Here is a 24,695-nt window from a genome sequence, read left to right on the forward strand (position 1 = left end):
ACACTGTATGCGTGTACAGTACTGTTCGCTATGTCGCGCTGGTACGTCCGAACATTCGCGCGACCTCGCCTACGGCTTGGAGAAAGCCGTCCAACTTATTGAACCGGTTGAAAAATTGGCATCGAACAACGCAATCCGCATTCGCGGCGCCCGTCAGCACAATCTGAAGAACCTCGACCTCGACCTGCACACCGGCCAGATGACGGTCGTGACCGGGCCGTCCGGTTCCGGCAAGTCGAGCCTCGTGTTCGACACGCTCTACGCGGAAGGCCAGCGGCGCTATGTCGAAACCTTCAGCGCCTACGCGCGCCAGTTTCTCGACCGGATGGACCGCCCGCAGGTCGATCGCGTGGACGGCGTGCCGCCCGCCATCGCCATCGATCAGACGAATCCGGTGCGCAGCTCGCGCTCGACCGTCGGCACGATGACCGAACTGAACGATCACCTGAAACTGTTCTACGCGCGCGCCGCCGAACTCTTCGACAAGAAGACCTCGCACCGCGTGCGCCACGACACGCCCGAGACGATCTACGCCGAGCTGCTCGAACGCACGCGCGCCGACGATCCGCACCTCGCGATCACGTTCCCGGTCGAATTGCCCGATACCGCCAGCGACGAGGAAGTCGAGCAATGGCTATCCGCGAGCGGCTACACGCGCGTGCAGGCGAAGCGCCACGTGCAGACGGAATCCGGCGCACGGCAGATGCTCGATGTCGTCGCGGACCGTTTCCGCTTGCAGAACACGGAGCGCTCGCGCGCGCTGGAGGCGATCGAAGGCGCGCTGCTGCGCGGCACCGGGCGCGTGGACGTCTACGTGCTGACGGAAGAAGCCGAGCCGGAAATCTGGCGCTTCTCGACGGGCCTGCATAGCCCGGAAAGCGACTTGCGCTACGCAGACCCGCAGCCGGCGCTCTTTTCCTTCAACTCCGCTTACGGCGCGTGCGAAACATGCCGCGGCTTCGGCCGCGTGATCGGCGTCGATTACGGCCTCGTCATTCCCGACGATAAAAAGACGCTGCGTGAAGGCGCGGTCAAGACGCTGCAGACGCCCGCGTGGAAAGAAAACCAGGACGACCTCGTACGCTACGGCGCGAAGGCGGGCATTCGTCTCGGCGTGCCCTGGAAGGATCTGACGCAGCAGGAGCGCGACTGGGTCATCAAGGGCTCGCCCGACTGGACCGGCAAGTGGCAGAACCAGTGGTACGGCGTGCAGCGCTTCTTCGATTATCTGGAGTCGAAGGCGTACAAGATGCACATCCGCGTGCTGCTGTCGAAATATCGCAGCTATACGACGTGCCCGGTCTGCGACGGCGCGCGTCTCAAGACCGAATCGCTGCTGTGGCGTCTCGGCACGAAGGAACAGGCCGATGCGGTGCTGTCGCCGCAAGATCGCTTCATGCCGCGAGGCGTCGACTGGACGCGCGATCAGCTCGAAGCGCTGCCGGGCTTGACCGTGCACGATCTGATGCTGATGCCGATCGAGCGCATCCGCCGCTTCTTCGATTCGCTGACGCTGCCATCCACCCTGCTCGACGAAGCGCTCAAGCTGCTGCACGCGGAAGTGCGCACGCGTTTGAAATATCTCTGCGATGTCGGCCTCGGTTATCTGACGCTCGATCGCCAATCGCGCACGCTGTCGGGCGGCGAAGTGCAGCGCATCAACCTGACGACCGCGCTCGGCACGTCGCTCGTAAATACGCTTTTCGTGCTCGATGAGCCGAGCATCGGCTTGCATCCGCGCGACCTCAACCGCATCGTCGAAGCGATGCATCGGCTGCGCGATGCGGGCAATACGCTCGTCGTCGTGGAGCACGATCCTTCGGTGATGCTCGCGGCGGATCGTCTCATCGACATGGGGCCGGGGCCGGGCGAACGCGGTGGGCAGATCGTCTACGACGGCGCGCCCGACGACATCCAGACCACCGACACGCTGACCGGCGCCTATCTCGGCGGCCGCAAGCATGTCGCGCATGCGTCGAACTGGAACCGGCGCGTCGTCGATGCGAACACGCCGCGTCTCACGCTCGAAGGCGCGAGCGATCACAATCTTCAGGACGTCACCGTCGATATCCCGTTGCAGCGTCTCGTCTGCGTGACGGGCGTATCGGGCTCGGGCAAATCGACGCTGATTCAGGACGTGCTCGCGCCCGCGCTGATGCGCCACTTCGGCAAGGCGACCGAAGCGCCCGGTGCGTTCCGCGATTTGAAGGGCGCGGAGCAGTTGAGCGATGTCGTGTTCGTCGATCAGTCGCCGATCGGCCGCACCGCGCGCTCGAATCCGGCGAGCTATGTCGGCGCATTCGATGAAATCCGCAAGCTCTATGCGAAGGCGCCGCTCGCGTTGCAGCGCGGTTACAGCGCGAGCATGTTCAGCTTCAACTCGGGCGACGGACGCTGCCCGACGTGCGGCGGCTCGGGCTTCGAGCACGTCGAGATGCAGTTCCTGAGCGATGTCTATCTGCGCTGCCCGGACTGCGACGGACGCCGTTATCGCGCGGAAGTTCTCGAGGTGAAGATCGAGCGCGGCGGGCGTCAGCTGAGCGTCGCCGATGTGCTCGAGCTGACCGTCAGCGAAGCGGTCGCGTTGTTCGCCGAAGACAGGGAAGTGCTGCGCGTGCTGCAGCCGATCGTCGATGTGGGCCTCGAATACGTGAAGCTCGGCCAGCCCGTGCCGACGCTGTCCGGCGGCGAAGCGCAGCGTCTCAAGCTCGCGGGTTTCCTCGCTGAAACGTCGCAGACGAGCAAGAGCGAAAGCCGCCTCTTCATGTTCGACGAGCCGACCACGGGCCTGCACTTCGACGACATCGCCAAGCTGATGCAGGCATTGCGCCGGTTGCTGGAGCGCGGGCATTCGCTGATCGTCATCGAACACAATCTCGATGTGATTCGCGCGGCGGACTGGATCATCGATCTCGGTCCCGAAGGCGGCGATGGCGGCGGGCAAGTGGTCTGCGTCGGCACGCCCGACGATGTGGCCGCGTGCGAGCAGTCGCATACGGGCCGCGCGCTGATCGAGTATGAAGAAGCGATGGCGCCGGGCGCGGCTGAGAAGCGCGCGGGCGTGCCCTTGCAGCTCGCGGCGGAAGTGGCGAGCGCGCGCCGCGCACTGCAGGGCGAGGATGTGGTGCGTATCGTCAATGCGCGCGAGCACAATCTCAAGTCGCTCGATGTCGATATCCCGCACAACAAGTTCAACGTGGTGACAGGCGTGTCGGGCTCGGGCAAGTCGACGCTCGCGTTCGACATTCTCTTCCACGAAGGCCAGCGCCGTTACCTCGAATCGCTGAACGCGTATGCGCGTTCCATCGTGCAGCCGGCGGGCCGTCCCGAAGTCGATGCCGTCTACGGCATTCCGCCGACCGTCGCGATCGAGCAGCGTCTGTCGCGCGGCGGGCGCAAGTCCACGGTCGCGACGACCTCGGAAGTCTGGCACTTCCTGCGCCTCTTGTACGTGAAGCTCGGCATCCAGCATTGCATCCACGACGGCACGCCGGTTCAGGCGCAAAGCTCCGAATCCATCGCCGCACAGATCATGCGGGACTTCAAGGGGCAGCACGTCGGTTTGCTCGCGCCGCTCGTCGTGAATCGCAAGGGCGTCTATACCGATCTCGCGAAATGGGCGAAGGCGCGCGGCAATACGCATCTGCGCGTCGACGGCGAGTTCTTGCCGGTCAGCCCGTGGCCGAAGCTCGATCGCTTCCGCGAGCATACGATCGAATTGCCCGTCGCGGATCTCGTCGTATCGGCGGACAACGAAGCCGAGCTGCGCCGCCTGCTCGATGAAACGCTCGAAATCGGCAAGGGCGTGATGCATCTTTGCGCGCCGCTCGACGAACTGCATGGCGCGCTCTCCAACGGGCATCGACGCGGCGTGGAGGAAACGCGCGTGTTCTCGACGAAGCGCGCATGTCCGGTCTGCGGCACGAGTTATCCCGAGCTCGATCCGCGCATGTTCTCGTACAACAGCAAGCACGGCTGGTGCAACACGTGCGTCGGCACGGGCGTGAAGCTGACGCGCGAGCAGCGCGCCGCGTTCGACGACACGCTCTTCGCGCAGGACGATCGCGGACGCGAGCAGAGCATCGGCTCGGTGGATCAGGAGCCGGACGATATCGTCGATCAGCCGTGCCCGGATTGCGAAGGCACGCGTCTCAACGATGTCGCGCGCGCGGTCACGTTCGGCAATTACCCGATCACTGAAGTCGGACGCTGGACCGTCAGCGATACGCGCGAGTGGATCTCGACGCTGAAACTCACGGGACGCGATGCCGATATCGCGCGCGACGTGGTCAGCGAAATCGAAGGGCGCCTGCAGTTTCTCGAAGAAGTCGGGCTCGGTTATCTGAGTCTCGATCGCGCCGCGCCGACGCTCTCCGGCGGCGAAGCGCAGCGCATTCGCCTGGCGGCGCAGCTCGGCAGCAATCTGCAAGGCGTGTGCTACGTGCTGGATGAACCGACCATCGGTTTGCATCCGCGCGACAACCTCATTCTGCTGAGCGCATTGAAGAAGCTGAACGACAAGGGCAACACGCTCGTCGTCGTCGAGCATGATGAGGACACGATCCGCCGCGCGGATCACATCATCGATATCGGGCCGGGCGCGGGCAAGCGCGGCGGCACGGTGGTCGCGCAGGGCAACGTGACGGATCTCGCGGCGCACAAGGCGTCGCTGACCGGTCAGTTCCTCGCGAATCCGATCGTGCATCCGTTGCAGCCGCGCCGTGAAGTGCGTGCGGCGACCGCGAAGCGGCCCGCCGTGCCGGAACAATGGCTGACCGTCGAAGGCGCGACGCTGCACAACCTGCGCAACGTGACGGCGACGATGCCGCTGAATCGCCTCGTCGCGATCACGGGCGTATCCGGTTCCGGCAAGTCGACGCTCGCGCGCGACGTGCTGATGACCAATCTGCTCGATGCCGTGGGCCGTTCGGTGCTGTCGTCGCCCGCGGTGCGACGCGCGCGCAAGTCCGCGCAAGCCGCCGACACGAGCAAGCCCGCGACGAGATCGCGCGCCAGCGTGCTCGCGCGCGAAGCGCCGCGTCCGAAGTTCGATGTCGTGCATGCATGGCAGGGCTGTTCGGGCGTGACCGGTTTCGAGGCCATCGACCGCGTGCTCGAAGTCGATCAGACGCCGATCGGCAAGACGCCGCGTTCGTGCCCGGCGACGTACATCGGCATGTGGGACACCATCCGCAAGCTCTTCGCCGATACGCTCGAAGCACGCGCGCGCGGCTACACGCCGTCGCGCTTCTCGTTCAACACGGGCGAAGGACGTTGTCCGGCGTGCGAAGGGCAAGGCGTGCGCACCATCGCGATGAGCTTCCTGCCCGACGTGAAGGTGCCGTGCGACGTGTGCCACGGCCAGCGCTTCAATCCGGAGACGCTCGCGGTGACGTGGCGCGGCAAGAACATCGGCGAAGTGCTGACGATGGAGATCGACGAGGCCGTCGAATTCTTCTCGTCGATGCAGAGCATCGCGCATCCGCTGCAGCTGCTGCGCGATGTCGGCCTCGGTTATCTGACGCTCGGCCAGCCATCGCCGACGCTGTCGGGCGGCGAAGCGCAGCGCATCAAGCTCGTGACGGAGTTGTCGAAGGTGCGCGACGACATCACGCGGCGCGGCCAGAAGCCGCCGCATACGCTGTACGTGCTCGACGAGCCGACCGTCGGCCTGCACATGGCCGATGTGGCGAAGCTGATCCGCGTGCTGCATCGGCTGGTGGATGGCGGGCATAGCGTGATCGTCATCGAGCACGATCTCGATGTGATCGCCGAAGCCGACTGGGTGCTCGATCTCGGCCCGGAAGGCGGCGTGAACGGCGGCACGATCGTCGCGGCGGCGGACCCCGATACGCTCGCGACGCATCCGCGCAGCCACACGGGCGCGGCGTTGCGGCCGGTGCTCGGGCGCACGCGTGAGGCCGAGAATGCTGCGTGATCTCGATACGCTGATCGCATCGATGCAGCCCGAGTTGCAGCCGGGCGTCTACGTGTTCGCGTCGCTGCCGCACGATGCGGCGGTGAGCGGCGCGGGCATCGTCGCGACGTTTCGCGAGCGCGAGGGCCTGACGGTCGTGATGGAAGAGGGCGCGGCGCGGGCGGCGGGCATCGAACCGCTGTTTCGCGCGGCGTGGATCACCTTGACCGTGCATTCGGATCTGAACGCGGTCGGCTTGACGGCCGCGTTCGCGCGAGCGCTCGGCGACGTGAACATCAGTTGCAATGTGATCGCGGCGGCGTATCACGATCACATCTTCGTGCCCGTCGACGATGCCGGGCGCGCGATGGACGCATTGTTCGATTTGCAAAGGCGTGCTGGTATGCTGGCGGCCTCATCGAAACCATGAATCCGACAAGATGGAAACGCAGGACAAAGCCGTAGCGCTCAACAGAATGAAATGGTTCGCCGCCGCGCTGCTCGTCGCGGCGGGCGGTTTGTTCGCGCTCGCGAAGAGCCAGCACGACGCGGGCGCGTGGGCGTGGGTGTCGTCGTTCGCGGAAGCCGCGATGGTCGGCGCGCTCGCTGACTGGTTCGCGGTCGTCGCGCTGTTTCGCCATCCGCTCGGCGTGCCGATTCCGCACACGGCGATCCTTCCGGCGAACAAGGCGCGCGTCGCGGACAATCTCGCCGTGTTCGTGCGCGACCGTTTTCTCGGCACCGATGCGCTCGTCGCGCGCGTGAACGCGTTCGATCCGGCGAGCCGTCTGTCGATGTGGCTCTCGGAGCCCGCGAACGCCGAGCTGCTCGGCAAGAAGGCGGTGTCGGCGGTCGGCCAGTTGTTGTCCTTCGTCGACGACGAGCGCGTCAAGTCGATGCTCTACGACACGCTGCGCCGTCGCGCGGACAAGTTCGATCTCGCGAGCGCGGCGGGCAGCGTGCTGTCGACGCTGACGTCGGACCGGCGTCATCAACTGCTGCTCGACGAAGGTCTGAAGCAGATGGCCGCGTGGCTCGACAAGCCCGAGGTGCAGGAGATGCTTGCGGGACGCATCGTCGCGGTGGCGGGCGAGGAGTATCCGAAGCTCATCGGCATGCTGGGTTTCGTCGGACTGAATGCCGAGGACCTCGGCAACAAGTTCGCCGCCGGCCTCGTGCGCGGCGCGAATCAGTGGCTGCACGACGTGAGCAGCGATCCGGAGCACGAACGCCGCAAGGCCTTCGATGCGGCGGTGGAGCGCTTCGTCGAGCGGCTGAAGACCGATCCGGCGTTCAAGGCGCGCATCGACGAGCACAAGCATGAGTGGCTCGAGCGGCCGGAGTTGCGCGGCTACGTGAACGGGTTGTGGGACGAGTTCATCGGGTGGCTCGATGCGGATATCAAGCGCGCTGATTCGGCGCTGCACGCGAAGGTCGTGGGGATGGCGGGGAGCTTTGCCGAAGCCCTCGGCAGCGATCCCGACTTACGCGAGTCGATCAACGAGCATATGCGGGATGCGTTGAAGGCGCTTGCGCCCGAGTTGCGGGATGGGATCGCGAAGCATATTGCCGCTACCGTCAAGCAGTGGGACGATGCGACGCTCGTGCGTGACGTCGAGCTCAATATCGGGCGGGATTTGCAGTTCATTCGCGTGAATGGCACCTTGGTCGGTGGGGCGGTGGGGATTTTGATTCACGCGGTGAGTGTGGCGGTCGGGTGATTGGATTTTGGGGTTTTCGCCGGATCCCGATTTCGTGTCGGTCTTTCCGCCGGATCCCGATTTCGCGTCCGGTCTTGCCGCCGGATCCCGTTTTCGCGTCGGTCTATTAGCGTTGCCCCTGTGCGGGGCGGCAGTCACTTTCTTTGCTGCTGCAAAGAAAGTAACCAAAGAAACAGCTATCCCCAGCCTAAGCACTTCATGCCGGCCGCGGCACAGAACTTCGCACGTGGTCCGGCAGTAGCGAGTGCCCTCACAAAACTCACGGGGCTTGGATCGCGCACGGTCTGACAAGCTAGAACCTTGAGGGCGCTGGTTCAGCACCAAATAGCTCCGGCACAGCGCTACGCGCTGCCGTTGGGTATGCAAGGGAAACCAACGAACCACCGATGCCGTGAGATGGAAGCATCAGCAAAGAAGCGCGCGCGGACCTGATTGACCGGTCGGCCGCGAAGCGGGCCGGAGCTATTTGGCGCCTTACCAGTCAGTTAAGCGGTGCGATATGGCAGACCGTGCGCGATCCAAGCCCGGAGAGTTTTGTGAGGGCACTCGCTACTGCCGGACCACGAGAGTGCTTCTGTGCCGGGGCCGGTGTGAAGTACTTTGGATGAGGATAGCTGTTTCTTTGGTTACTTTCTTTGCAGCAGCAAAGAAAGTGACTGCCGCCCCGCACAGGGGCAGAGCTAATAGACCGACACGAAAACGGGAAGTCCATAGAAGCCGAACGCAAAGTTAGCAGCAGCAAAGAAAGTGACTGCCGCCCCGCACAGGGGCAGTGCCAATAGACCGACACGAAAACGGGAAGTCCATAGAAGCCGAACGCAAAGTTAGCAGCAGCAAAGAAAGTGACTGCCGCCCCGCACAGGGGCAGTGCCAATAGACCGACACGAAAACGGGAAGTCCATAGAAGCCGAACGCAAAGTTAGCAGCAGCAAAGAAAGTGACTGCCGCCCCGCACAGGGGCAGTGCCAATAGACCGACACGAAAACGGGAAGTCCATAGAAGCCGAACGCAAAGTTAGCAGCAGCAAAGAAAGTGACTGCCGCCCCGCACAGGGGCAGTGCCAATAGACCGACACGAAAACGGGAAGTCCATAGAAGCCGAACGCAAAGTTAGCAGCAGCAAAGAAAGTGACTGCCGCCCCGCACAGGGGCAGTGCTAGTAGACCGACGCGAAAACGGGATCCGGCGAATACCAGCGCGCGAGCAACCCAACACCTCAGGCTTTCTTAACAAATTCCGTTTTAAGGCTCATCGCTCCGAAGCCATCGATCTTGCAATCGATATCATGATCGGCGTCGACCAGACGAATATTCTTGACCTTGGTGCCCATCTTGACAACCCCGCCGCCGCCCTTGAGCTTGAGATCCTTGATGACCGTGACCGTGTCACCATCCTGAAGAATGTTCCCGGCGGAATCGCGAAAAACCTTCGCAGCAGGTTCCGACGCGGCGGCGCTCGACTGCGCCGACCATTCATGCGCGCATTCGGGGCAAATATACAAATCTGCGTCCATGTAAGTGAATGCCGACTGGCATTTCGGACAGGGAGGTAGTGCGTTCATACGTATTCCTTGATGCCTCGCGGCGGAAGTAAAAGCCATCAAGTATAGCCTTGTCCGGAACCTGACAATTCAGCGGGTCGGCGGAGCGGAGGGCCGGATGTATGATTGCTGATCCAGCGCGTAAGGACAGCAGCACGAAAATCAGCCCTCCGATTCGCCGAAGCGGACACAATCCATGCCCAACGCCAACACCGCCCTGATAGAACGCTTCTACACAGCGTTTCAGAACCGCGACGCTGAAGCAATGGCCGCCTGCTACGCCCCCGATATCCAGTTCCAGGACCCCGCCTTCGGCGTGCTGCACGGCAGGGAAGCCGGCGACATGTGGCGCATGCTCCTCGGCCGCGCCACCGATTTCACGCTGACCTACGACGATATCGAATCCATCGGCCAGATGGCGAGCGCGAAGGCCGTCGCGCGCTACACGTACTCTGCAACAGGCCACGTCGTCGTTAACCGGATCGAGTCGCGCTTCGCGATCCGCGATGGCTTCATCGCCGAACAAACCGATGTCTTCGATCTCTGGCGCTGGAGCCGTCAGGCGCTCGGCGCAAGCGGCTGGCTCTTCGGCTGGACGCCGCAGATGCAACGCGCAATCCGCACGAAAGCGCGCAGAACGCTCAAGGCATACCGCGAGAAGGCGGCGCCATGACGCGCATCGAACACAACGATCATTCACCGATCGACGCCACACGCCTCGAAGACGAATGGCTCGAAGCCGATGCGTACGGCGGCTTCGCATCCGGCACCGTCGGCACGATGCGCACGCGCCGCTATCACGCCCTCCTGCTCGCCGCGACACAGCCGCCCGCCGGGCGCGTCGTGCTCGTCAACGGCATTGAAGCATGGCTCGACGTGAACGGCGAGCATTTCCCCCTGACGATGCAGCGCTACGCGCCCGATGTGCTCTATCCGGATTCGTCGGCGAGCCTGCTTTCGTTCGACACCGAACCGTGGCCGACATGGCGGTATCGGATCGGCGACGGTGCGGTCGTCGTCGCGGAAGTGTTCGTCGCGAAGCAGAGCCGCGAAACGGTGCTGCGCTGGCGTATCGAAGGCGCATCGAACCCGGCGAAACTCCGCGTACGTCCGCTCCTCTCCGGCCGCGACTATCACGCGCTGCATCACGAGAATCCTGCCTTGTCCTTCGATGCGACGCTCGAAGGCGAGCGCGTGCAATGGCAGCCTTACGGCGATCTGCCCGCGATCTGCGCGACGTCGAACGGCGCCTACCAGCACGCGCCCGACTGGTATCGCAACTTCGCCTACGCACGCGAACGCGAGCGCGGGCTCGATTTCACCGAAGACCTCGCGACGCCCGGCGTGTTCATCTTCGATCTCGCACGCGCCGAAGCCGTCATGGTCCTGCACGCGCACACCGGCCGCGACAAGCCGTTCGAAGACAGCGCGCTCACGCATGCATCGCATCTGGCGACGCGCGAGGCAGAGCGCCGCGCGTCGTTCGGCTCGCGGCTCGCGCGCTCGGCGGACGCGTATGTCGTGAACCGCAACGTCGGACGCACGATCATCGCGGGCTTTCCGTGGTTCACCGACTGGGGCCGCGATACCTTCATCTCGATGCGCGGCCTCCTGCTCGCGGCAGGACGGAATCAGGAAGCGGAATCGATCCTGCTCGAATGGGCCGACACGATCTCGGAAGGCATGGTGCCGAACCGCTTCCCGGACAGCGGCGGCCTGCCCGAATACAACTCGGTCGATGCATCGCTGTGGTTCGTCGTCGCGGTGCACGATTATCTGGCGACGGGCCACGCACACGCCGCGACCACGAGCCGCCTGCAACGCGCCGCCGACGCGATCCTCGACGGCTATTCGCGCGGCACGCGCTTTGGCATCGCCGCGGATACGGACGGCCTGCTGCGGGCGGGCGTGCCCGGCGTGCAGCTCACGTGGATGGACGCGAAGGCGGGCGACTGGGTCGTCACGCCGCGCATCGGCAAGCCGGTCGAGGTGCAGGCGCTGTGGATCAACGCGCTGTCCATCGCGAGTGCGTGGGATGCGCGCTGGCATGCCTTGCGCGATCAGGCGCGGGCGTCGTTCGCCGCGCGCTTCGTCGATCCCGATACGCACGCGCTCTTCGATGTCGTCGACATGGATCACGAGCCCGGCAAGATCGATCGCTCGATTCGCCCGAACCAGATCTTCGCGGTCGGCGGGCTGCCGTTTCCGCTCGTCGATGGCGATATCGCGCGCGGCGTCGTCGGGGAGGTCGAGGCGCATCTGCTGACGCCGCTCGGCCTGCGCACGCTCGCGCCCTCCGATCCCGCCTACAAGGCGCACTATGCGGGCGGCCTGTCTGACCGCGACGGCGCGTATCACCAGGGCACCGTGTGGCCGTGGCTGATCGGCCCGTTCGTCGAGGCGTGGGTGCGCGTGCACGGCGCGGCGGGCGCGCGCGAGCGCTTTCTGACGCCGCTCTACGCGCATCTCGATCGATACGGTCTCGATCACATCAGCGAAGTCGCCGATGGCGATGCGCCTTGCACGCCCGGCGGCACACCGTTTCAGGCGTGGTCGCTCGCTGAGCTGATGCGCGTCGAAAAGCTGCTCGCGGCGGCGTGAGCGTCATGTGCGCGGGTTGCCATCAAAACGCGCTAAATTATGAGTCTTGCCCGCCGATTCGCAGGCGCAAACGAGGAGACGCCCATGCCGAAACCGCGCCCCGTCAATCAGCTCGACACCGTCGAGGGCTCACGGCTCCATTCGAAGGACTGCCCGCGCTGGCAGCGCTGGGGGCCGTATCTGAGCGAGCGGCAATGGGGCACGGTGCGCGAGGATTACAGCGAGTTCGGCACCGCGTGGGAATACTTTCCGCACGATCATGCGCGCAGCCGCGCATACCGCTGGGGCGAGGACGGCCTCGCCGGCTTCGGCGACGACAAGCTCAACTGGTGCATCTCGCTCGCGCTGTGGAACGGCTGCGATCCGATCATCAAGGAGCGGCTCTTCGGCCTGACGAACCAGGAAGGCAATCACGGCGAGGACGTGAAGGAGCTGTACTTCTACGTCGACGGCACGCCGACGCATTCTTACATGCGCATGCTCTACAAATACCCGCATGCGGCATTTCCGTACGCCGATCTCGTCGATGAAAACGCGCGGCGCGGCGCCGACATGCCCGAGTACGAAGTGCTCGACACCGGCGTTTTCGACGACGAGCGCTACTTCGACGTGCACGTCGAATACGCGAAGCACACCGCCGACGACATCCTCATGCGCGTGACGGTCGAGAATCGCAGCGCCGTGCGGGCCGCGCTCGACGTGCTGCCGCAGATCTGGGCGCGCAACACGTGGTCGTGGAAGCCGACGCCGGTCAGGCCGTCGCTGAAGGTGGAGACGGTGGAGGGCGAAGGCACGTACGTGCTCGCGGAGCAGGCGGGCCACGAGCCGATGGTCGTCACCGCATGGTCGCCCGATGCCGACAACGTCGACTGGCTCTTCTGCGAGAACGAGACCAACGTCGAGCGGCTTTTTCGCATGCAAGGCGAGGGACCGTTCAAGGACGGCTTCAACGATTACATCCTGCATGGCGACGAAGACGCGATCCGCCGCGACAAGGGCACGCGCGCCGCGGCGCACGCGCATCTCGAAGTCGAGCCGCACGGCAAGGCCGTGGTGTATCTGCGCTGGCGGCCGGAATCCGCGCCCGACAGCGTGCCGCTCGATGCCGATGGCCTGTTCGCGCGCCGCATCGCGGAAGCGGACGAGTTTTACGGCGCGCTGCAACACGACATCGCCGATGCGGATCAGCGGCTCGTGCAGCGTCAGGCGCTCGCGGGCATGCTGTGGTCGAAGCAGTACTATCAATTCGACGTGACGCGCTGGCTCGACGGCGATCCGCTGCAGCCGAAGCCGCCGAAGCAGCGGCGCTCCGGGCGCAACGCGGACTGGCGGCACCTCTGCAACGCCGACATCGTGTCGATGCCGGACAAGTGGGAATATCCGTGGTACGCGTCGTGGGATCTCGCGTTCCATGCGGCCGCGTTCGCGCTGGTCGATCCGGCGTTCGCGAAGCGTCAGCTGCTCCTGCTCGTGAAGGACCGCTATCAGCATCCGAACGGCCAGTTGCCCGCCTACGAATGGGCCTTCGGCGATGCCAACCCGCCCGTGCACGCATGGGCGACGTGGCGCGTCTACAAGATCGATCGCGCGATCACCGGCAAGGGCGACCGCGACTTCCTGGAGCTCGTGTTCCACAAGCTGCTGCTGAACTTCTCGTGGTGGGTCAACCGCAAGGACGCCGACGGCAAGAACATCTTCCAGGGCGGCTTTCTCGGGCTGGACAACGTGGGCATCTTCGATCGCTCGTCGCCGCTGCCGACGGGCGGCCACATCGATCAGGCCGACGGCACCGCATGGATGGCCGCGTATGCGCTCGACCTGATGCGCATCGCGCTGGAGCTCGCTTACGAGAACAAGGTGTTCGTCGATATCGCGGTGAAGTTCTTCGAGCACTTCCTGTATATCGCGGAAGCGGTGAGCTGCGAGGACAACTGCGATACCGGCCTGTGGGACAGCGAGGACGAGTTCTTCTACGACAAGCTGCGTCTGCCGGACGGCTCGAACATCCCGATGCGCATCCGCTCGATCGTCGGGCTGATTCCGCTTTTCGCGGTGCACGTGCTGGAGCCGAAGGTGTATCGCTCGCTGCCGGAGCTGCGCGAGCGCCTGCACTGGTTCCTGGAACATCGCACCGATCTGTCGCGGCTCGTGTCGCGCTGGAACGTCGCGGGGCAGGGCAATAGCGTGCTGCTGTCGCTGTTGCGCGGGCATCGCATGAAGGCGCTCCTCAGGCGCATGCTCGACGAAACCGAGTTCCTGTCCGATCACGGCGTGCGCGCGCTCTCGCGGGTGCATCTCGATAATCCGTTCGTCTTCTATCACAACAGCGAGAGCTTCAGCATCCGTTATCTGCCGGGGGAATCGGACTCGCGCGTCTTCGGCGGCAATTCGAACTGGCGCGGGCCGGTGTGGATGCCGGTGAATTATCTGCTGATCGAATCGATCCACGAATTCCATCGCTATTACGGCGATGATTTTCGCGTCGAATATCCGACCGGCTCCGGGCAGAAGTTCTCGCTCGCACAGATCGCCGACGAACTCGCGCGCCGCGTCACCACGCTCTTTCTGCTCGACCGGAACGGCGAGCGGCCCGTGATGGCCGCGTATCCGCTGCTGCAGGCCGATCCGCGTTCGCGCGACCTCGTGCTCTTTCACGAGTACTTCCACGGCGACAACGGGCGCGGCGTGGGCGCGTCGCATCAGACGGGCTGGAGCGGGCTGGTTGCGCTGCTGCTGCAGCCGCATGCGACGGGGCCGTCCGGCGTCGTGCCGCTCGCGGGCGAAGCCGATGCCGAGATTCAGGAGTTCGCCGGCGCGAAGTAGCGGCGCGGCACGGGATTCCGCGTTTCAAAAAAGTCAACGTTGAAACGCTGAATCCATTTGTTCGGAATTATCTGGTGTTATTGATTGCTCCAACTGCGTAAGTTTGCCAAAACGCAAATTGTTAACAGTTTGGAGAACAGAATGGGTCACTCCATCAGCACGTATTCCCTGAGCGGCTACCAGATGCAACGGGGCGTCTGCGGCATCACCCGCATCGAGCATGAGCATTGCCCGCCGTTCGCGCTGGTCATGCTCGTGTTCGTCGCCGCCATGCTGGGCGGCGCATACCTCACGAGCGAATTCGACAGCATCGCCGCCGGATGGATCGGTGGCGTCGCGATCCTGGTTGTGCTGGGCGCGCTCATCGACCGCTGGTTCACCGGCACGGAGGCGCTGGAACGCCGCATTCGCCAGCGCGCGAAAGCACGGCGCAAAACCCTTCGCGCGATGCCGCTCAGCCGGCGCTGCGACTGGACCGGCTCAACAACACGGGAATGGACTTCGACGTCGGCGTACCGGCGCCATCCGCAACCGATGACAATGGCACGAGCGGGTTAGTTTCCGGATAGTACGCGCCGAGGCAGCCGCGCGGAATGTCGTATTCCACGAGCGTGAAGCCGTTCACGCGGCGCTCCACGCCGTCGTCCCATACGCTCGTGATGTCCACCGCCTCGCCCGGCTCGAAGCCGAGCATGTCGATATCCTCGCGGTTCGCGAACAGTACGTGCCGCTGCCCGTACACGCCGCGATAACGGTCGTCGAGACCATAGATCGTCGTGTTGTACTGATCGTGCGAGCGCGTCGTCATCAGCGTCATCAGGCGTTCGCCGTGCAGCGCGCGGGCGCGATGAATCGGAGTATCGAATGCAATCTCGTGCACGATGAACTGGGCCTTGCCGCTGTCCGTCATCCAGATGCGATCCCGCGAGGCCACGCCCAGATGAAAGCCGCCGGGTTGCTTCAGACGTTCGTTGTAGCGCTCGAAGCCGTCGATCACCTGCTCGATGCCGTCGCGGATCAGCGCGTAGTCGTTCGCGTGCGCGAGCCAGTTCACCTTTGCGGAGCCGAGCGCCGCATGGGCCATGCGCGCCACGATCGCCACTTCGGAAAGCAGGTTCGTCGACGCCGGCTTGTTCATGCCGTACGAGATATGCACCATGCTCATCGAATCCTCGACGGAGACGCCTTGCGCCACGCCGTTCTGCATGTCGATCTCGGTGCGGCCGAGCGTCGGCAGAATGAGCGCGTCGCGGCCGTGAACGAGATGGCTGCGGTTGAGCTTCGTCGTGATGTGCACGGTAAGGTCGCACGAGCGCATCGCTTCCCAGGTGCGCGGCGTGTCGGGCGTGGCGATCGAGAAATTGCCGCCCAGTCCGATGAACACCTTCACCTTGCCTTCGAGCATCGCGTGGATGGTTTCGACGACATCGTAGCCATGCTCGCGCGGCGGCTCGAAGTCGTAGGCGGCCCCGAGCCTGTCGAGAAACGCCTGCGTCGGCTTTTCCTCGATGCCCACCGTGCGGTCGCCCTGCACGTTCGAATGGCCGCGGACGGGGCATAGGCCCGCGCCGCGCCGGCCGATATTGCCGCGCATCATCATCAGGTTCGAGAGCAGTTGCACGGTCGGCACGGAGTTCTTGTGCTGCGTGAGACCCATGCCCCACGTCGCGATGACCGCGCGGCCCTGTGCGTAGATGTCGGCGAGCTCGAGGAGGTCGTCCATTTCCACGCCGGATTCCGCGATGATCGCGTCCCAGCTTTCGGCGCGCAGGTCGTCGGCGAATGCGTCGAAGCCGACCGTATGCTCCGCGATGAAATCGACGTCGATCACGCGCGCGCCGCCGTTCGTGCGGGCTTCGTCGTCGAGCTCGATCACGCGCTTCGCGACGCCCTTGATGAGCGCGAAGTCGCCGCCGACCTTCGGGCGGATGAACACCGAGCTGATCTTCACGCCCTTCGGCGAAAGCATGTCGAGCGTATGCTGCGGGCTCGCGAAGCGCTCGAGGCCGCGCTCCTTCAGCGGGTTGATCGACACGATGGTCGCGCCGCGCTTCGCGCAGTCGCGCAGTTCGCCGAGCATGCGCGGATGGTTCGTCGCCGGGTTCTGGCCGAAGAGCAGCAGCGTGTCGGCGTGCTCGAAGTCATCGAGCGTGACCGTGCCCTTGCCGATGCCGACCGTATGCGGCAAGCCGCGGCTCGTCGCTTCGTGGCACATGTTCGAGCAATCGGGGAAGTTGTTGGTGCCGTACATGCGCACGAACAACTGATACAGAAACGCGGCCTCGTTGCTCGCGCGGCCCGACGTGTAGAACGCGGCGCGGTTGGGATCGCCGAGCTTCTTCAGATGCGACGCGATGAGTTCGAACGCCGCATCCCATTCGATCGGCACATAGCGGTCGCGCGTCGCATCGTAGACGAGCGGATCGGTCAGCCGGCCGTGCTGCTCCAGTTCGTAATCCGATTGCGCCATCAGCGACGACACCGTGTGCTCCTCGAAGAACGCGGGCGTCACGCGCTTGCTCGTCGCTTCGGCGGCGACGGCCTTCACGCCGTTCTCGCAGAACTCGAACGTCGACGCGTGCTCGCGGTCGGGCCACGCGCAGCCGGGGCAATCGAAGCCGTTCGGCTGGTTCTGCTTGAAGAGCGTCCGGTAGTTCCCGCCCGCGACTCTCTCCTTGACGAGATTGATGGCGACCTGCTTCAGCGCGCCCCAGCCCGCGGCAGGATGCGTATAAGGTTCGATGCGAGGTTCCGGCGTCTTCATGGCGTTCGATTTCAATAGAACATGCGATGAGACGAAGCGTACTGTGTCCCGAATCGAGCGCGGCGCACAGAAAATGCGAAATCGGAGGGATACAGTTGCGACGTTTTGACATAGACTGCGATTCACGTCCGATCGAAAGGAACACGCGTGTTGAAGCTCTACGAAAAGCTCGCCGATGAAATCGAGGAAGCCGTGCGCCGCGGCGTGTTCGCGCCGGGCGAGAAGATCGCGTCCGTGCGTCAGGCCAGCCAGCAACACGGCGTGAGCATCAAGACGGTGCTGCACGCTTACGCCATTCTGGAAAGCCGCGGCGTGCTGGAGACGCGGCCGCAGTCCGGCTACTTCGTGCGCGCGACGCGCGAGGCGCTGAAGTCCGAGCCGAAACGCACGGGGCGCGCGATCGCGGTGGCATCGGAGGTCGATGTGAGCGGGCTCGTGCTGTCGACCTTGCGCAGCATCCGCGCGCACGATGCCGTGCCGTTCGGCTCGCCGTATCCCGATCCCGGGCCGTTTCCGTGGCGGCGCATCAACCAGTACGCGAACGCCATCGCGCGGCGGCATGCGAGCTGGAATCTCATCGACGATCTGCCGCCCGGCAATGCCGAACTCATCCGCCAGATCGCGCGGCGCTATGCGGAGAATGGCGTGCCGGTCGATCCGGAGGAGATCGTCATTACCGTCGGCGCGACCGAGGCGATCAATCTGAGCCTGCAGGCCGTCGCGAAGCCGGGCGACACCGTCGCCGTCGAATCGCCGACCTATTACGCGATGCTGCACGCCATCGAGCGTCTCGGTATGCGCGCGATCGAAGTGCCGACGCATCCGGCGGAAGGCATCGACATCGAGGCGCTCGCGCAGGTGATTGCGCGCAGAAAGATCGCGGCGTGCATGGTGATGCCGAATTTCCAGAATCCGCTGGGTTTTCAGATGCCCGACGAGCGCAAGCGCCAGTTGATGGAACTGCTCACGACGCACGAGATTCCGGTCATCGAGAACGATGTCTATCACGAGCTTTATTACGGCGACGCGCGGCCGTCGACGCTCAAGAACTTCGACACGACAGGGCTCGTGCTGCATTGCGCATCGTTTTCGAAGAGTCTGACGGCGTCGTACCGCATCGGCTGGGCGATGCCGGGGCGGTATCGGGCGCAGGTCGAGAAGCTCAAGTTCCTCAACACGCTGACGACGCCGTCCGTGCCGCAGGTCGCGATCGCGGATTATCTGCGCCAGGACGGCTACGACCGGCATCTGCGGCGCGTGCGCAAGCTGTACCGGCAGCAGTCGCGCATCATGAGCGCGATGGTCGAGCGTTTCTTTCCTGCGGGCACACGGATTTCCGTGCCGCAGGGCGGTTATGTGTTGTGGGTGGAGTTGCCGGAGAACGTCGATTCGATGCGGCTCTATCGCGCGGCGCTCGAAAGCGGCATCACGGTCGGGCCGGGCCATATGTTCTCGACCCGCAATGCCTTCAGCCACTTCATCCGGCTCAACTACAGTTATCCATGGACGGCCGCGAGCGAGGCCGCGCTGCAGCGGCTCGGCGAACTCGCCGGCGAGATCGGCGCGCGCCCGGCCACGCATGTGAGAGGAGATCGCGCATGAGCGATGACATCGATCCCGCGCTCGTCGCGGTGCTGGCGCAACTCTGGCGCGCGCGGACGGAAACGCCCGGGCGCGCGTGGTCGCTCTCGAAGCTGGCGAAACAGTCCGGTTTGCCGATGAGCGCGCTGCGGCGGCAATTGACGGGGCTCGTGGAAGGCGGGCTGGTCGAGATGCAGATGAGCGAGGAAGGGACGGGAAGCGCGTGGTTGACGGAGGAAGGGGTGGAGCTTTGCCGGGCGGTGTTCGGTGAGGATGCGTGAACGGGCCGCGGATCATCCCAATGCAGACCTGTAGACGTGGGCGCGCGAAATGAAAATCTTCGGCGCGTGGCACGGACGCGCGATCGATGATTTGACCGCTGGCATCGTCACGTGCGCCATGCGGATGCATCATAGGTGACCACTGAATTTCGGAAGTCGCCTTGGATATCCACATCACCCTGCACGGCCGACGCGACCTGACCGGCCAGATCTACGGCCAGTTGCGCACGGGCATCATCGAAGGGCGGCTTGCCGCGAACGCGCGCCTTCCCTCCACGCGCGACCTCGCCGCGCAGCTCGGCGTGTCGCGCAAGACGACGCTCGAAGTCTTCGAGCGCCTCATCGCGGAAGGCTTCCTGCGCACGCGTGCGGGCGACGGCACCTTCGTCGCCGAAGGGCTCACGCGGCTGCCGTCCGCCCGCGCGGAGGCGACGTCCGCGCGCGCCCGCGCCATCGGCATCTGGCGCGAGATGCCCGAGCGCATGGCAATGCCGATGCCGCCCGCCCACGAAACGCTCGACTGCGACTTCAAGGGCGGCGTGACCGACAAGACGCTCTTTCCCTACGACGCCTGGCGACGCTGCCTCAACCAGGCGCTGCGGACGCAGGCGCGCACGAGCGGCGGCGTCGCGGGCTATTGCGATCCGGGCGGCGAGCAGGAGCTACGGCTCGGCATCGCGCGCTATCTCGCGTTCAGCCGCGCGGTCGTGTGCAACTGGCAGGACGTCATCGTGACGCAAGGCGCGCAGCAGGCGCTCGACCTGCTCGCGCGCATCACGATCCAGCCGGGCGATGTCGTCGCGGTCGAGGAGCCGGGCTATCCGCCCGCGCGCGCGCTGTTCGCGGCGCTCGGCGCGCGCATCGCGCATGTGCCGGTGGACGGCGAGGGCATCGTCGTCGGCAAGCTGCCGCGCAACACGCGTCTCGTCTATGTGACGCCGTCGCACCAGTTTCCGCTCGGCATGCCGATGAGCCTCGACCGCCGCGTCGAACTCCTCGAGTGGGCGGCGAAGCGCGGCGCGGTGGTCGTCGAGGACGACTACGACGGCGAATTCCGCTTCGAAGGCCGTCCGGTGGAATCGCTGAAGAGTCTGGACCGCGCGGGGCTCGTCGCCTATGTCGGCACGTTCTCGAAGACGCTCTTTCCCGATCTGCGGCTCGGCTATGTGGTGCCGCCCGCGACACTATCGGAGCCGCTCTGGAACGCGAAGCAAATCTGCGACTGGCATAGTTGCCTGTTGACGCAGGCGGCGCTCGGCGCGTTCATGCTCGACGGCGAATACGCGAAGCATCTGCGCCGCATGCACAAGGCGTATGCCGTACGGCGCGCGGTCTTGATCGAGCGCCTGAGAGGCGAGCTCGCGCCGTGGTTCGAGCCGCTGCCCGCGACGGCGGGCATCCATCTGGTCGCGCGGCTCGCCGCGTCCTTGCGCGAGGATGACGTCGTCGCGGCGGCGCGCGCGGTATCGGTCGGGCTGTATGGAATTCGCCCGTTCCACGCGGGCGAGCCGGCGCAGCAGGGCATGCTGTTCGGCTACGGCGGCACGGGCGTCGCGGCGATCGAGCGCGGCATGACGCGTCTCGCCGCGCTCATGCCGACGCTCGTCCGCTAGCTTCGCGCCATCACTGATCGCACAGCAGCAGCAGCTTTTCCTGCGGCGTGCAGGCCGCCTTCTTCGGCTTCTGCGTGGTCGCATCCTGCTCGCCGCGCACCGCGACCTTGCGGGCCGGATTCTGCGCCTGCTCGGCCGCCGCCGTGCGCTGCGCGATGCACGCGCGCAAGTGCTTTTCCATCGGCGGATAGTATTTCCAGCCCTTCGTGAGCGGCGGCAGTTCGAGATGCACCTGCTTCCACTTCGGATGGCCCTGCGCCTGCAGCGTGTCGAAGTTCGTGCACAGCGAATCGGCGAATTTCGACAGCGCGCCCACCGTGCCGCGCAAGCCGTAGTCGTAGGTCACGAGGAAGGCCTTCACGGTGAGCGTCGGCGTATCTTCCTGAATCCAGTTCGGATAGCTCGCCGTGCGGATCGTCGCGGGGAAGTAGGTCTGTTTCGCGCGCGCGGTTTCGGGCGCGCTCGAATCGAGGCGCAGCAGCTTGATCTGCTTCAGCAACTCGGGATTCATGTCCTGAAAGAGCTTGGCGGGCTGGCCCGCGACGATCACCGCCACGTCGATCTTCCCGACGATCAGCCGCGCGAGCGAATCTTCGTTGTTGAGGTGCTGCTCGCTGGCATCGGCGATCGGCTCGCCGAACATCAGCCGATACAGCGTCTCCGCCGACTGCGCCGTGCCGCTGCCGATCGGCCCGACGCTGATGTTCTTGCCCTTGATCTCGTGGATGAACTTCATCGGCGAATCCGCGCGCGTGACGAAATAAATTTCCTCGTCGTAGAGCGGCATGATGAGCCGCAGCGGCTTGATGATCTTGCCGGCGTCGGCGTTGCCCGAGGTCGCCATGTCCATGTAGGCCTGATACACGTCCGACTGCACCAGCGCGAACTTCACGCCGGGCTCGTAGCGCATGCGTTGCACGTTCTCCGCCGAGCCCTTCGACGGCAGCACTTCCAGATCGATGCCAGCCGGCTCGGCCACGTACTTCGACAGATCCTGGCCGATCTGGATATACGTGCCGCGTTCCTGGCCCGTGGTGATCTTGTAGGGAATCGGATCGGCGGCGAAGCTCGATCCGGCGCCGATCAGCCCCGCGATGGCGAGAAGTGCCAGCGCGCCCCGTGCGGCGTTGCGCATGTGTTTCGTGGTGAACATGATTGACCCTTAGTCGGAGTTGGACGGGTGCTTTTGAAACTCGCGCGACGTGGTTATCGGTCCGCGGCGCGCGCAATTCGGTCATGCCGGTCACTCACATTCGGCGCTACGCGTGAAAGCGTGGCGTGTGCTTGCCGTTCGTCGTCGTTGTCTCTGCGTGTTCTGATATTTGCGTGCTGCTTTTTTACGTCGTTCTTTTGCGTGTTCTTCAGCGCGACGGCTTCGGCGCCGGCTGGCCGCTGCTCCAGCCATATTGCTTGATGGCGCGCTCGAGCTCTTCGGATTTGTCGGAGTCCATACGCGAGCCCGCCGGCATCGTGCCGAACTGAGGCGACGCCGTCGCGGCGGCGGCCTGTGCGCTGGCCGCGGGCGGGCGCGGCACGGTGTTCGTCTGCGCGACGGGCTGGCCGACGACCGGCGGGAGGCGCTGCGCGGTGGCGGTCTGCGCGACCGGTTGCGCGCTGGCCGTGGGCGGTCGCGGCACGGCCGCCTGCATCGTCGCGGTGGACGGCGGCAGCGAGCTGCTCTGGTTCGCGGGCTGCGGCGGGCGTGGCACGGCGGCCCGCGTCCCCGGCGCCGGCTGTGCCGACGGCTGCGGCGGGTCTTCGCCGAGGTAATACGGAGCGGGAGCGCGCGGGTTGGCGGGGCGAGCGGCCTGCTGCGGCTGCTCGTCGCCGAGATAGTAGGGCGCGCGCGGATTCGCGACGCGCGGCGTGGCTGCGGGCTGCGATGCTTCGTCGCCGAGATAGTACGGCGCGCGAGCCGCCGGCGTGACCGGCGCCGCGTTGGCTTTCGCCGCCGGCTGCGGCGACGATGGCGCCGCGGCCTGCGTGGTCGCGCGCGCGGCGGGCGCGGTGGGCGCGGTCATCGTCGTGGCGACGTTAGGCGCGGCGGGCTGCATCATCGACGCGGTGAGCGCATTCGTCGCGGCCTGGCCACGCGCGATCTTCTCTGCGCGGGATGCGTAAGAGTCGTCGTCGTCCGTCTCACGCGCGGCGGTGGCGCTGCGCTGCGCCGGGCGCCGCTCGATGGCGGGCTTCTGCGCCAGGACGTTGGACTGCATCGCGGCGGGTGCAGGCGCTGCAACGTTTGCCTGGGCCGAAAGCGGCGCGGCCGCGGCGGCGCCCGGCCTCGGGGCAATGCTTGCCGTGTCTGCCGCAGGCGACGCCGTGCCCGGCACTTTCTTAGCGAGCGCCGCCGATGCCGTCGGCGCGAGCCAGCCCGCGTGCGAGATCACGCGTTCGAGCATGGCCTGAGATTCGAGGTTGCTGCCGTCGAGCGCGAGCGCCTCGCCCGCGTTCTGCTGCACGCATGCCCACGCGGAGGTCCGCTCGCAGGCGCGCGCGAGCTGCAGCGCGGCCTCGCGCTGCGCTTCACGCTTGACGAGCTCGTCCTTGAGGGCTTCATACTCCGCGCGCGCCTGCTGCTGCGCGGGAAGCATCTTGAGACGCGCGCGGGCGGTGGCGAGGTCGTGCTGATCCAGCGCGACGCGCACGCCTTGCAGCGCATCGCCGGAAGCGAGCGCACGCGTGTCGGCGGGAGCGCGCCGCTCGGCAACGGCCGGCGCGGCGGGCGTGCCCTGCGTATCGATCGCGCCGCGCACGAGCGCGCCGACCTTCGAATCGATCACGCCGGAGACGCTGTGATCGGCGGACGGGGAGCCGCTGCCGTCGGAATCGCCGAGCTGGTAATAGAACACCGCGCCGAGCAGCAGCACGAGCCCGCACGCGCCCGCGATGATCGTCTTCTTCTGGTTCCAGCGCTCGGAGCCGGGCAGGGCGTCGGAATCGTTGCTGGATTCGGCGTAGGCGTTGCGCGCGGCTTCCTCGGCGCGGCGCGCGCGATATTCGGCGGCTTTCTGGGCGATGCGCTCGCTCGCGCGCTCGGTCCAGCGCGAGCGCATGTCCGGCTCGACGCGCTCGGATGGCTTCGCGCGCGCGCCCATCGACGCACCGGAGGTAGAGGCCGAGGCGGACGCCGCAGCCGATGCGAGCGGCGCCGAAGCCGCCTCTTCGAACACGTTCGCGCGCGGCTTGCCCGCGGCGGCTTCGCGCTTCTGTCCGAACGCCGCGTTGCGGTCGGCGCCGCAATTGGGGCAGCTATCGGCGTTTTTGCGCACCGTGCTGCCGCACCGCTGGCAGACGACGGAGAACATGGATGCCGGAAACGTCAGACGCGTGGTCATGCTGGAGCCCTCGAAGGACATGTGCGTGAGGTTGCCAGATTCGCGTGGCCGCCAATGCGCGCCGGTCGCCGCGCCTGTATCCAGGGACGCGGCCGTGCGGCAGCAATCCTTCGTATTGTTTCCCGCGCGCCATGCGCCATGGCGGGAAACGACATTCCGACTATGGTTCAACCGTTATCGGACGTCAACTGCCTTTCGCACCTACTCCGGGGCCGCACCAGTGCGTTTCGCCGTGCCTCGCAGGCGCCGGGACGGCTAGGTCCGGCGCATGGCCCTGAAGTGGAATGTGAAAGCGTCGGATCGATGCGCATGCAGGGCCGGACCGGCTCGCGCGGGGCGCCTCGCTTCTCTCGCTCACGATTATTTCTGACATTTTGGGATGGCGCCGGCGGTTTTGAACCGCCAATCCTTAGGAACGAGTGAGAAATAACTTCCCGGCGGTGCTGGGTGGTGGGAAGCGGCACTGTTAAGATGCAATGGATCCGGAGGATAGACGATGCAGGCTGGTTACAGGGCT

Annotated in this window: 14 protein-coding genes; 10 read left to right on the forward strand and 4 right to left on the reverse strand. The window is 65.4% G+C overall.

The genetic code is table 11. The features are described 5' to 3' along the window. Positions 1 to 115 precede the first annotated feature (115 nt). The 3 genes from uvrA to AWB78_RS27055 are packed head-to-tail and all read left to right on the forward strand — an operon-like array spanning position 116 to position 7,638. A complete protein-coding gene (gene uvrA / locus AWB78_RS27045) occupies positions 116 to 5,938 on the forward strand; it encodes an excinuclease ABC subunit UvrA (RefSeq protein ID WP_062609036.1) in 5,823 nt (1,940 codons plus the stop codon). Continuing rightward, on the forward strand, positions 5,928 to 6,347 hold the full coding sequence (locus tag AWB78_RS27050) for an ACT domain-containing protein (protein ID WP_062609037.1): 420 nt from the start codon (positions 5,928 to 5,930) through the stop codon (positions 6,345 to 6,347). The genes uvrA and AWB78_RS27050 overlap by 11 nt, the downstream gene beginning before the upstream one ends. A gap of 10 nt (positions 6,348 to 6,357) precedes the next feature. Next, positions 6,358 to 7,638 (forward strand): DUF445 domain-containing protein, encoded by a 1,281-nt coding sequence (locus AWB78_RS27055; protein ID WP_062609038.1) that lies wholly within the window; start codon positions 6,358 to 6,360, stop codon positions 7,636 to 7,638. 1,215 nt (positions 7,639 to 8,853) lie between these two features. Here AWB78_RS27055 and AWB78_RS27060 read toward each other — a convergent pair. Continuing rightward, positions 8,854 to 9,198 carry a zinc ribbon domain-containing protein YjdM gene (locus AWB78_RS27060; protein WP_062609039.1) on the reverse strand — a complete coding sequence of 115 codons (345 nt, stop codon included), beginning with the start codon at positions 9,196 to 9,198 and terminating at the stop codon, positions 8,854 to 8,856. Between the two features lie 175 nt (positions 9,199 to 9,373). On the opposite strand from AWB78_RS27060, the gene AWB78_RS27065 reads away from it, so the two are divergent. From AWB78_RS27065 to AWB78_RS27080, 4 genes are all read left to right on the forward strand, one after another. Next, positions 9,374 to 9,850 carry a nuclear transport factor 2 family protein gene (locus AWB78_RS27065; protein ID WP_062609040.1) on the forward strand — a complete coding sequence of 159 codons (477 nt, stop codon included), beginning with the start codon at positions 9,374 to 9,376 and terminating at the stop codon, positions 9,848 to 9,850. Beyond that, positions 9,847 to 11,778, forward strand: coding sequence for an amylo-alpha-1,6-glucosidase (locus tag AWB78_RS27070; protein ID WP_062609041.1), 1,932 nt, complete (start codon positions 9,847 to 9,849; stop codon positions 11,776 to 11,778). Before AWB78_RS27065 ends, AWB78_RS27070 begins: the two co-directional genes overlap by 4 nt. An 84-nt stretch (positions 11,779 to 11,862) precedes the next feature. Then, positions 11,863 to 14,601 carry an MGH1-like glycoside hydrolase domain-containing protein gene (locus AWB78_RS27075; protein ID WP_062609042.1) on the forward strand — a complete coding sequence of 913 codons (2,739 nt, stop codon included), beginning with the start codon at positions 11,863 to 11,865 and terminating at the stop codon, positions 14,599 to 14,601. 84 nt (positions 14,602 to 14,685) lie between these two features. Beyond that, a complete protein-coding gene (locus AWB78_RS27080; RefSeq protein WP_157697628.1) occupies positions 14,686 to 15,159 on the forward strand; it encodes a hypothetical protein in 474 nt (157 codons plus the stop codon). Here the strand turns inward: AWB78_RS27080 and AWB78_RS27085 are convergent. Further along, complete coding sequence (locus AWB78_RS27085) at positions 15,056 to 17,365, reverse strand: FdhF/YdeP family oxidoreductase (protein ID WP_096031851.1); 2,310 nt, start codon at positions 17,363 to 17,365, stop codon at positions 15,056 to 15,058. The two genes, AWB78_RS27080 and AWB78_RS27085, sit on opposite strands and share 104 nt — an antisense overlap. Positions 17,366 to 17,515: 150 nt before the next feature. On the opposite strand from AWB78_RS27085, the gene AWB78_RS27090 reads away from it, so the two are divergent. From AWB78_RS27090 to pdxR, 3 genes are all read left to right on the forward strand, one after another. Continuing rightward, on the forward strand, positions 17,516 to 18,967 hold the full coding sequence (locus AWB78_RS27090; protein ID WP_062609059.1) for an aminotransferase-like domain-containing protein: 1,452 nt from the start codon (positions 17,516 to 17,518) through the stop codon (positions 18,965 to 18,967). Beyond that, positions 18,964 to 19,227 (forward strand): helix-turn-helix domain-containing protein, encoded by a 264-nt coding sequence (locus AWB78_RS27095; RefSeq protein ID WP_062609045.1) that lies wholly within the window; start codon positions 18,964 to 18,966, stop codon positions 19,225 to 19,227. Before AWB78_RS27090 ends, AWB78_RS27095 begins: the two co-directional genes overlap by 4 nt. Positions 19,228 to 19,388: 161 nt before the next feature. After that, a complete protein-coding gene (gene pdxR, locus AWB78_RS27100; RefSeq protein WP_062609046.1) occupies positions 19,389 to 20,840 on the forward strand; it encodes a MocR-like pyridoxine biosynthesis transcription factor PdxR in 1,452 nt (483 codons plus the stop codon). 10 nt (positions 20,841 to 20,850) lie between these two features. Here the strand turns inward: pdxR and AWB78_RS27105 are convergent, their stop codons facing one another. Both AWB78_RS27105 and AWB78_RS27110 read right to left on the reverse strand, forming a co-directional pair. After that, a complete protein-coding gene (locus AWB78_RS27105) occupies positions 20,851 to 21,993 on the reverse strand; it encodes a TAXI family TRAP transporter solute-binding subunit (RefSeq protein WP_082883432.1) in 1,143 nt (380 codons plus the stop codon). Positions 21,994 to 22,201: 208 nt separating this feature from the next. Continuing rightward, on the reverse strand, positions 22,202 to 24,178 hold the full coding sequence (locus AWB78_RS27110) for a zinc ribbon domain-containing protein (RefSeq protein WP_062609047.1): 1,977 nt from the start codon (positions 24,176 to 24,178) through the stop codon (positions 22,202 to 22,204). Positions 24,179 to 24,695: the final 517 nt, after the last annotated feature.

It is taken from the genome of Caballeronia calidae, assembly GCF_900044055.2.
In the GTDB taxonomy this organism is placed as follows: Bacteria; Pseudomonadota; Gammaproteobacteria; order Burkholderiales; family Burkholderiaceae; genus Caballeronia; species Caballeronia calidae.

Coding starts and splice junctions, on each gene's coding strand:
- AWB78_RS27065 (WP_062609040.1), top strand. CDS start 9,374: ATGCCCAACGCCAACACCGCCCTGATAGAACGCTTCTACACAGCGTTT.
- AWB78_RS27055 (WP_062609038.1), top strand. CDS start 6,358: ATGGAAACGCAGGACAAAGCCGTAGCGCTCAACAGAATGAAATGGTTC.
- AWB78_RS27095 (WP_062609045.1), top strand. CDS start 18,964: ATGAGCGATGACATCGATCCCGCGCTCGTCGCGGTGCTGGCGCAACTC.
- AWB78_RS27110 (WP_062609047.1), bottom strand. CDS start 24,178: ATGACCACGCGTCTGACGTTTCCGGCATCCATGTTCTCCGTCGTCTGC.
- AWB78_RS27050 (WP_062609037.1), top strand. CDS start 5,928: ATGCTGCGTGATCTCGATACGCTGATCGCATCGATGCAGCCCGAGTTG.
- AWB78_RS27105 (WP_082883432.1), bottom strand. CDS start 21,993: ATGTTCACCACGAAACACATGCGCAACGCCGCACGGGGCGCGCTGGCA.
- AWB78_RS27085 (WP_096031851.1), bottom strand. CDS start 17,365: ATGAAGACGCCGGAACCTCGCATCGAACCTTATACGCATCCTGCCGCG.
- AWB78_RS27075 (WP_062609042.1), top strand. CDS start 11,863: ATGCCGAAACCGCGCCCCGTCAATCAGCTCGACACCGTCGAGGGCTCA.
- AWB78_RS27060 (WP_062609039.1), bottom strand. CDS start 9,198: ATGAACGCACTACCTCCCTGTCCGAAATGCCAGTCGGCATTCACTTAC.
- AWB78_RS27070 (WP_062609041.1), top strand. CDS start 9,847: ATGACGCGCATCGAACACAACGATCATTCACCGATCGACGCCACACGC.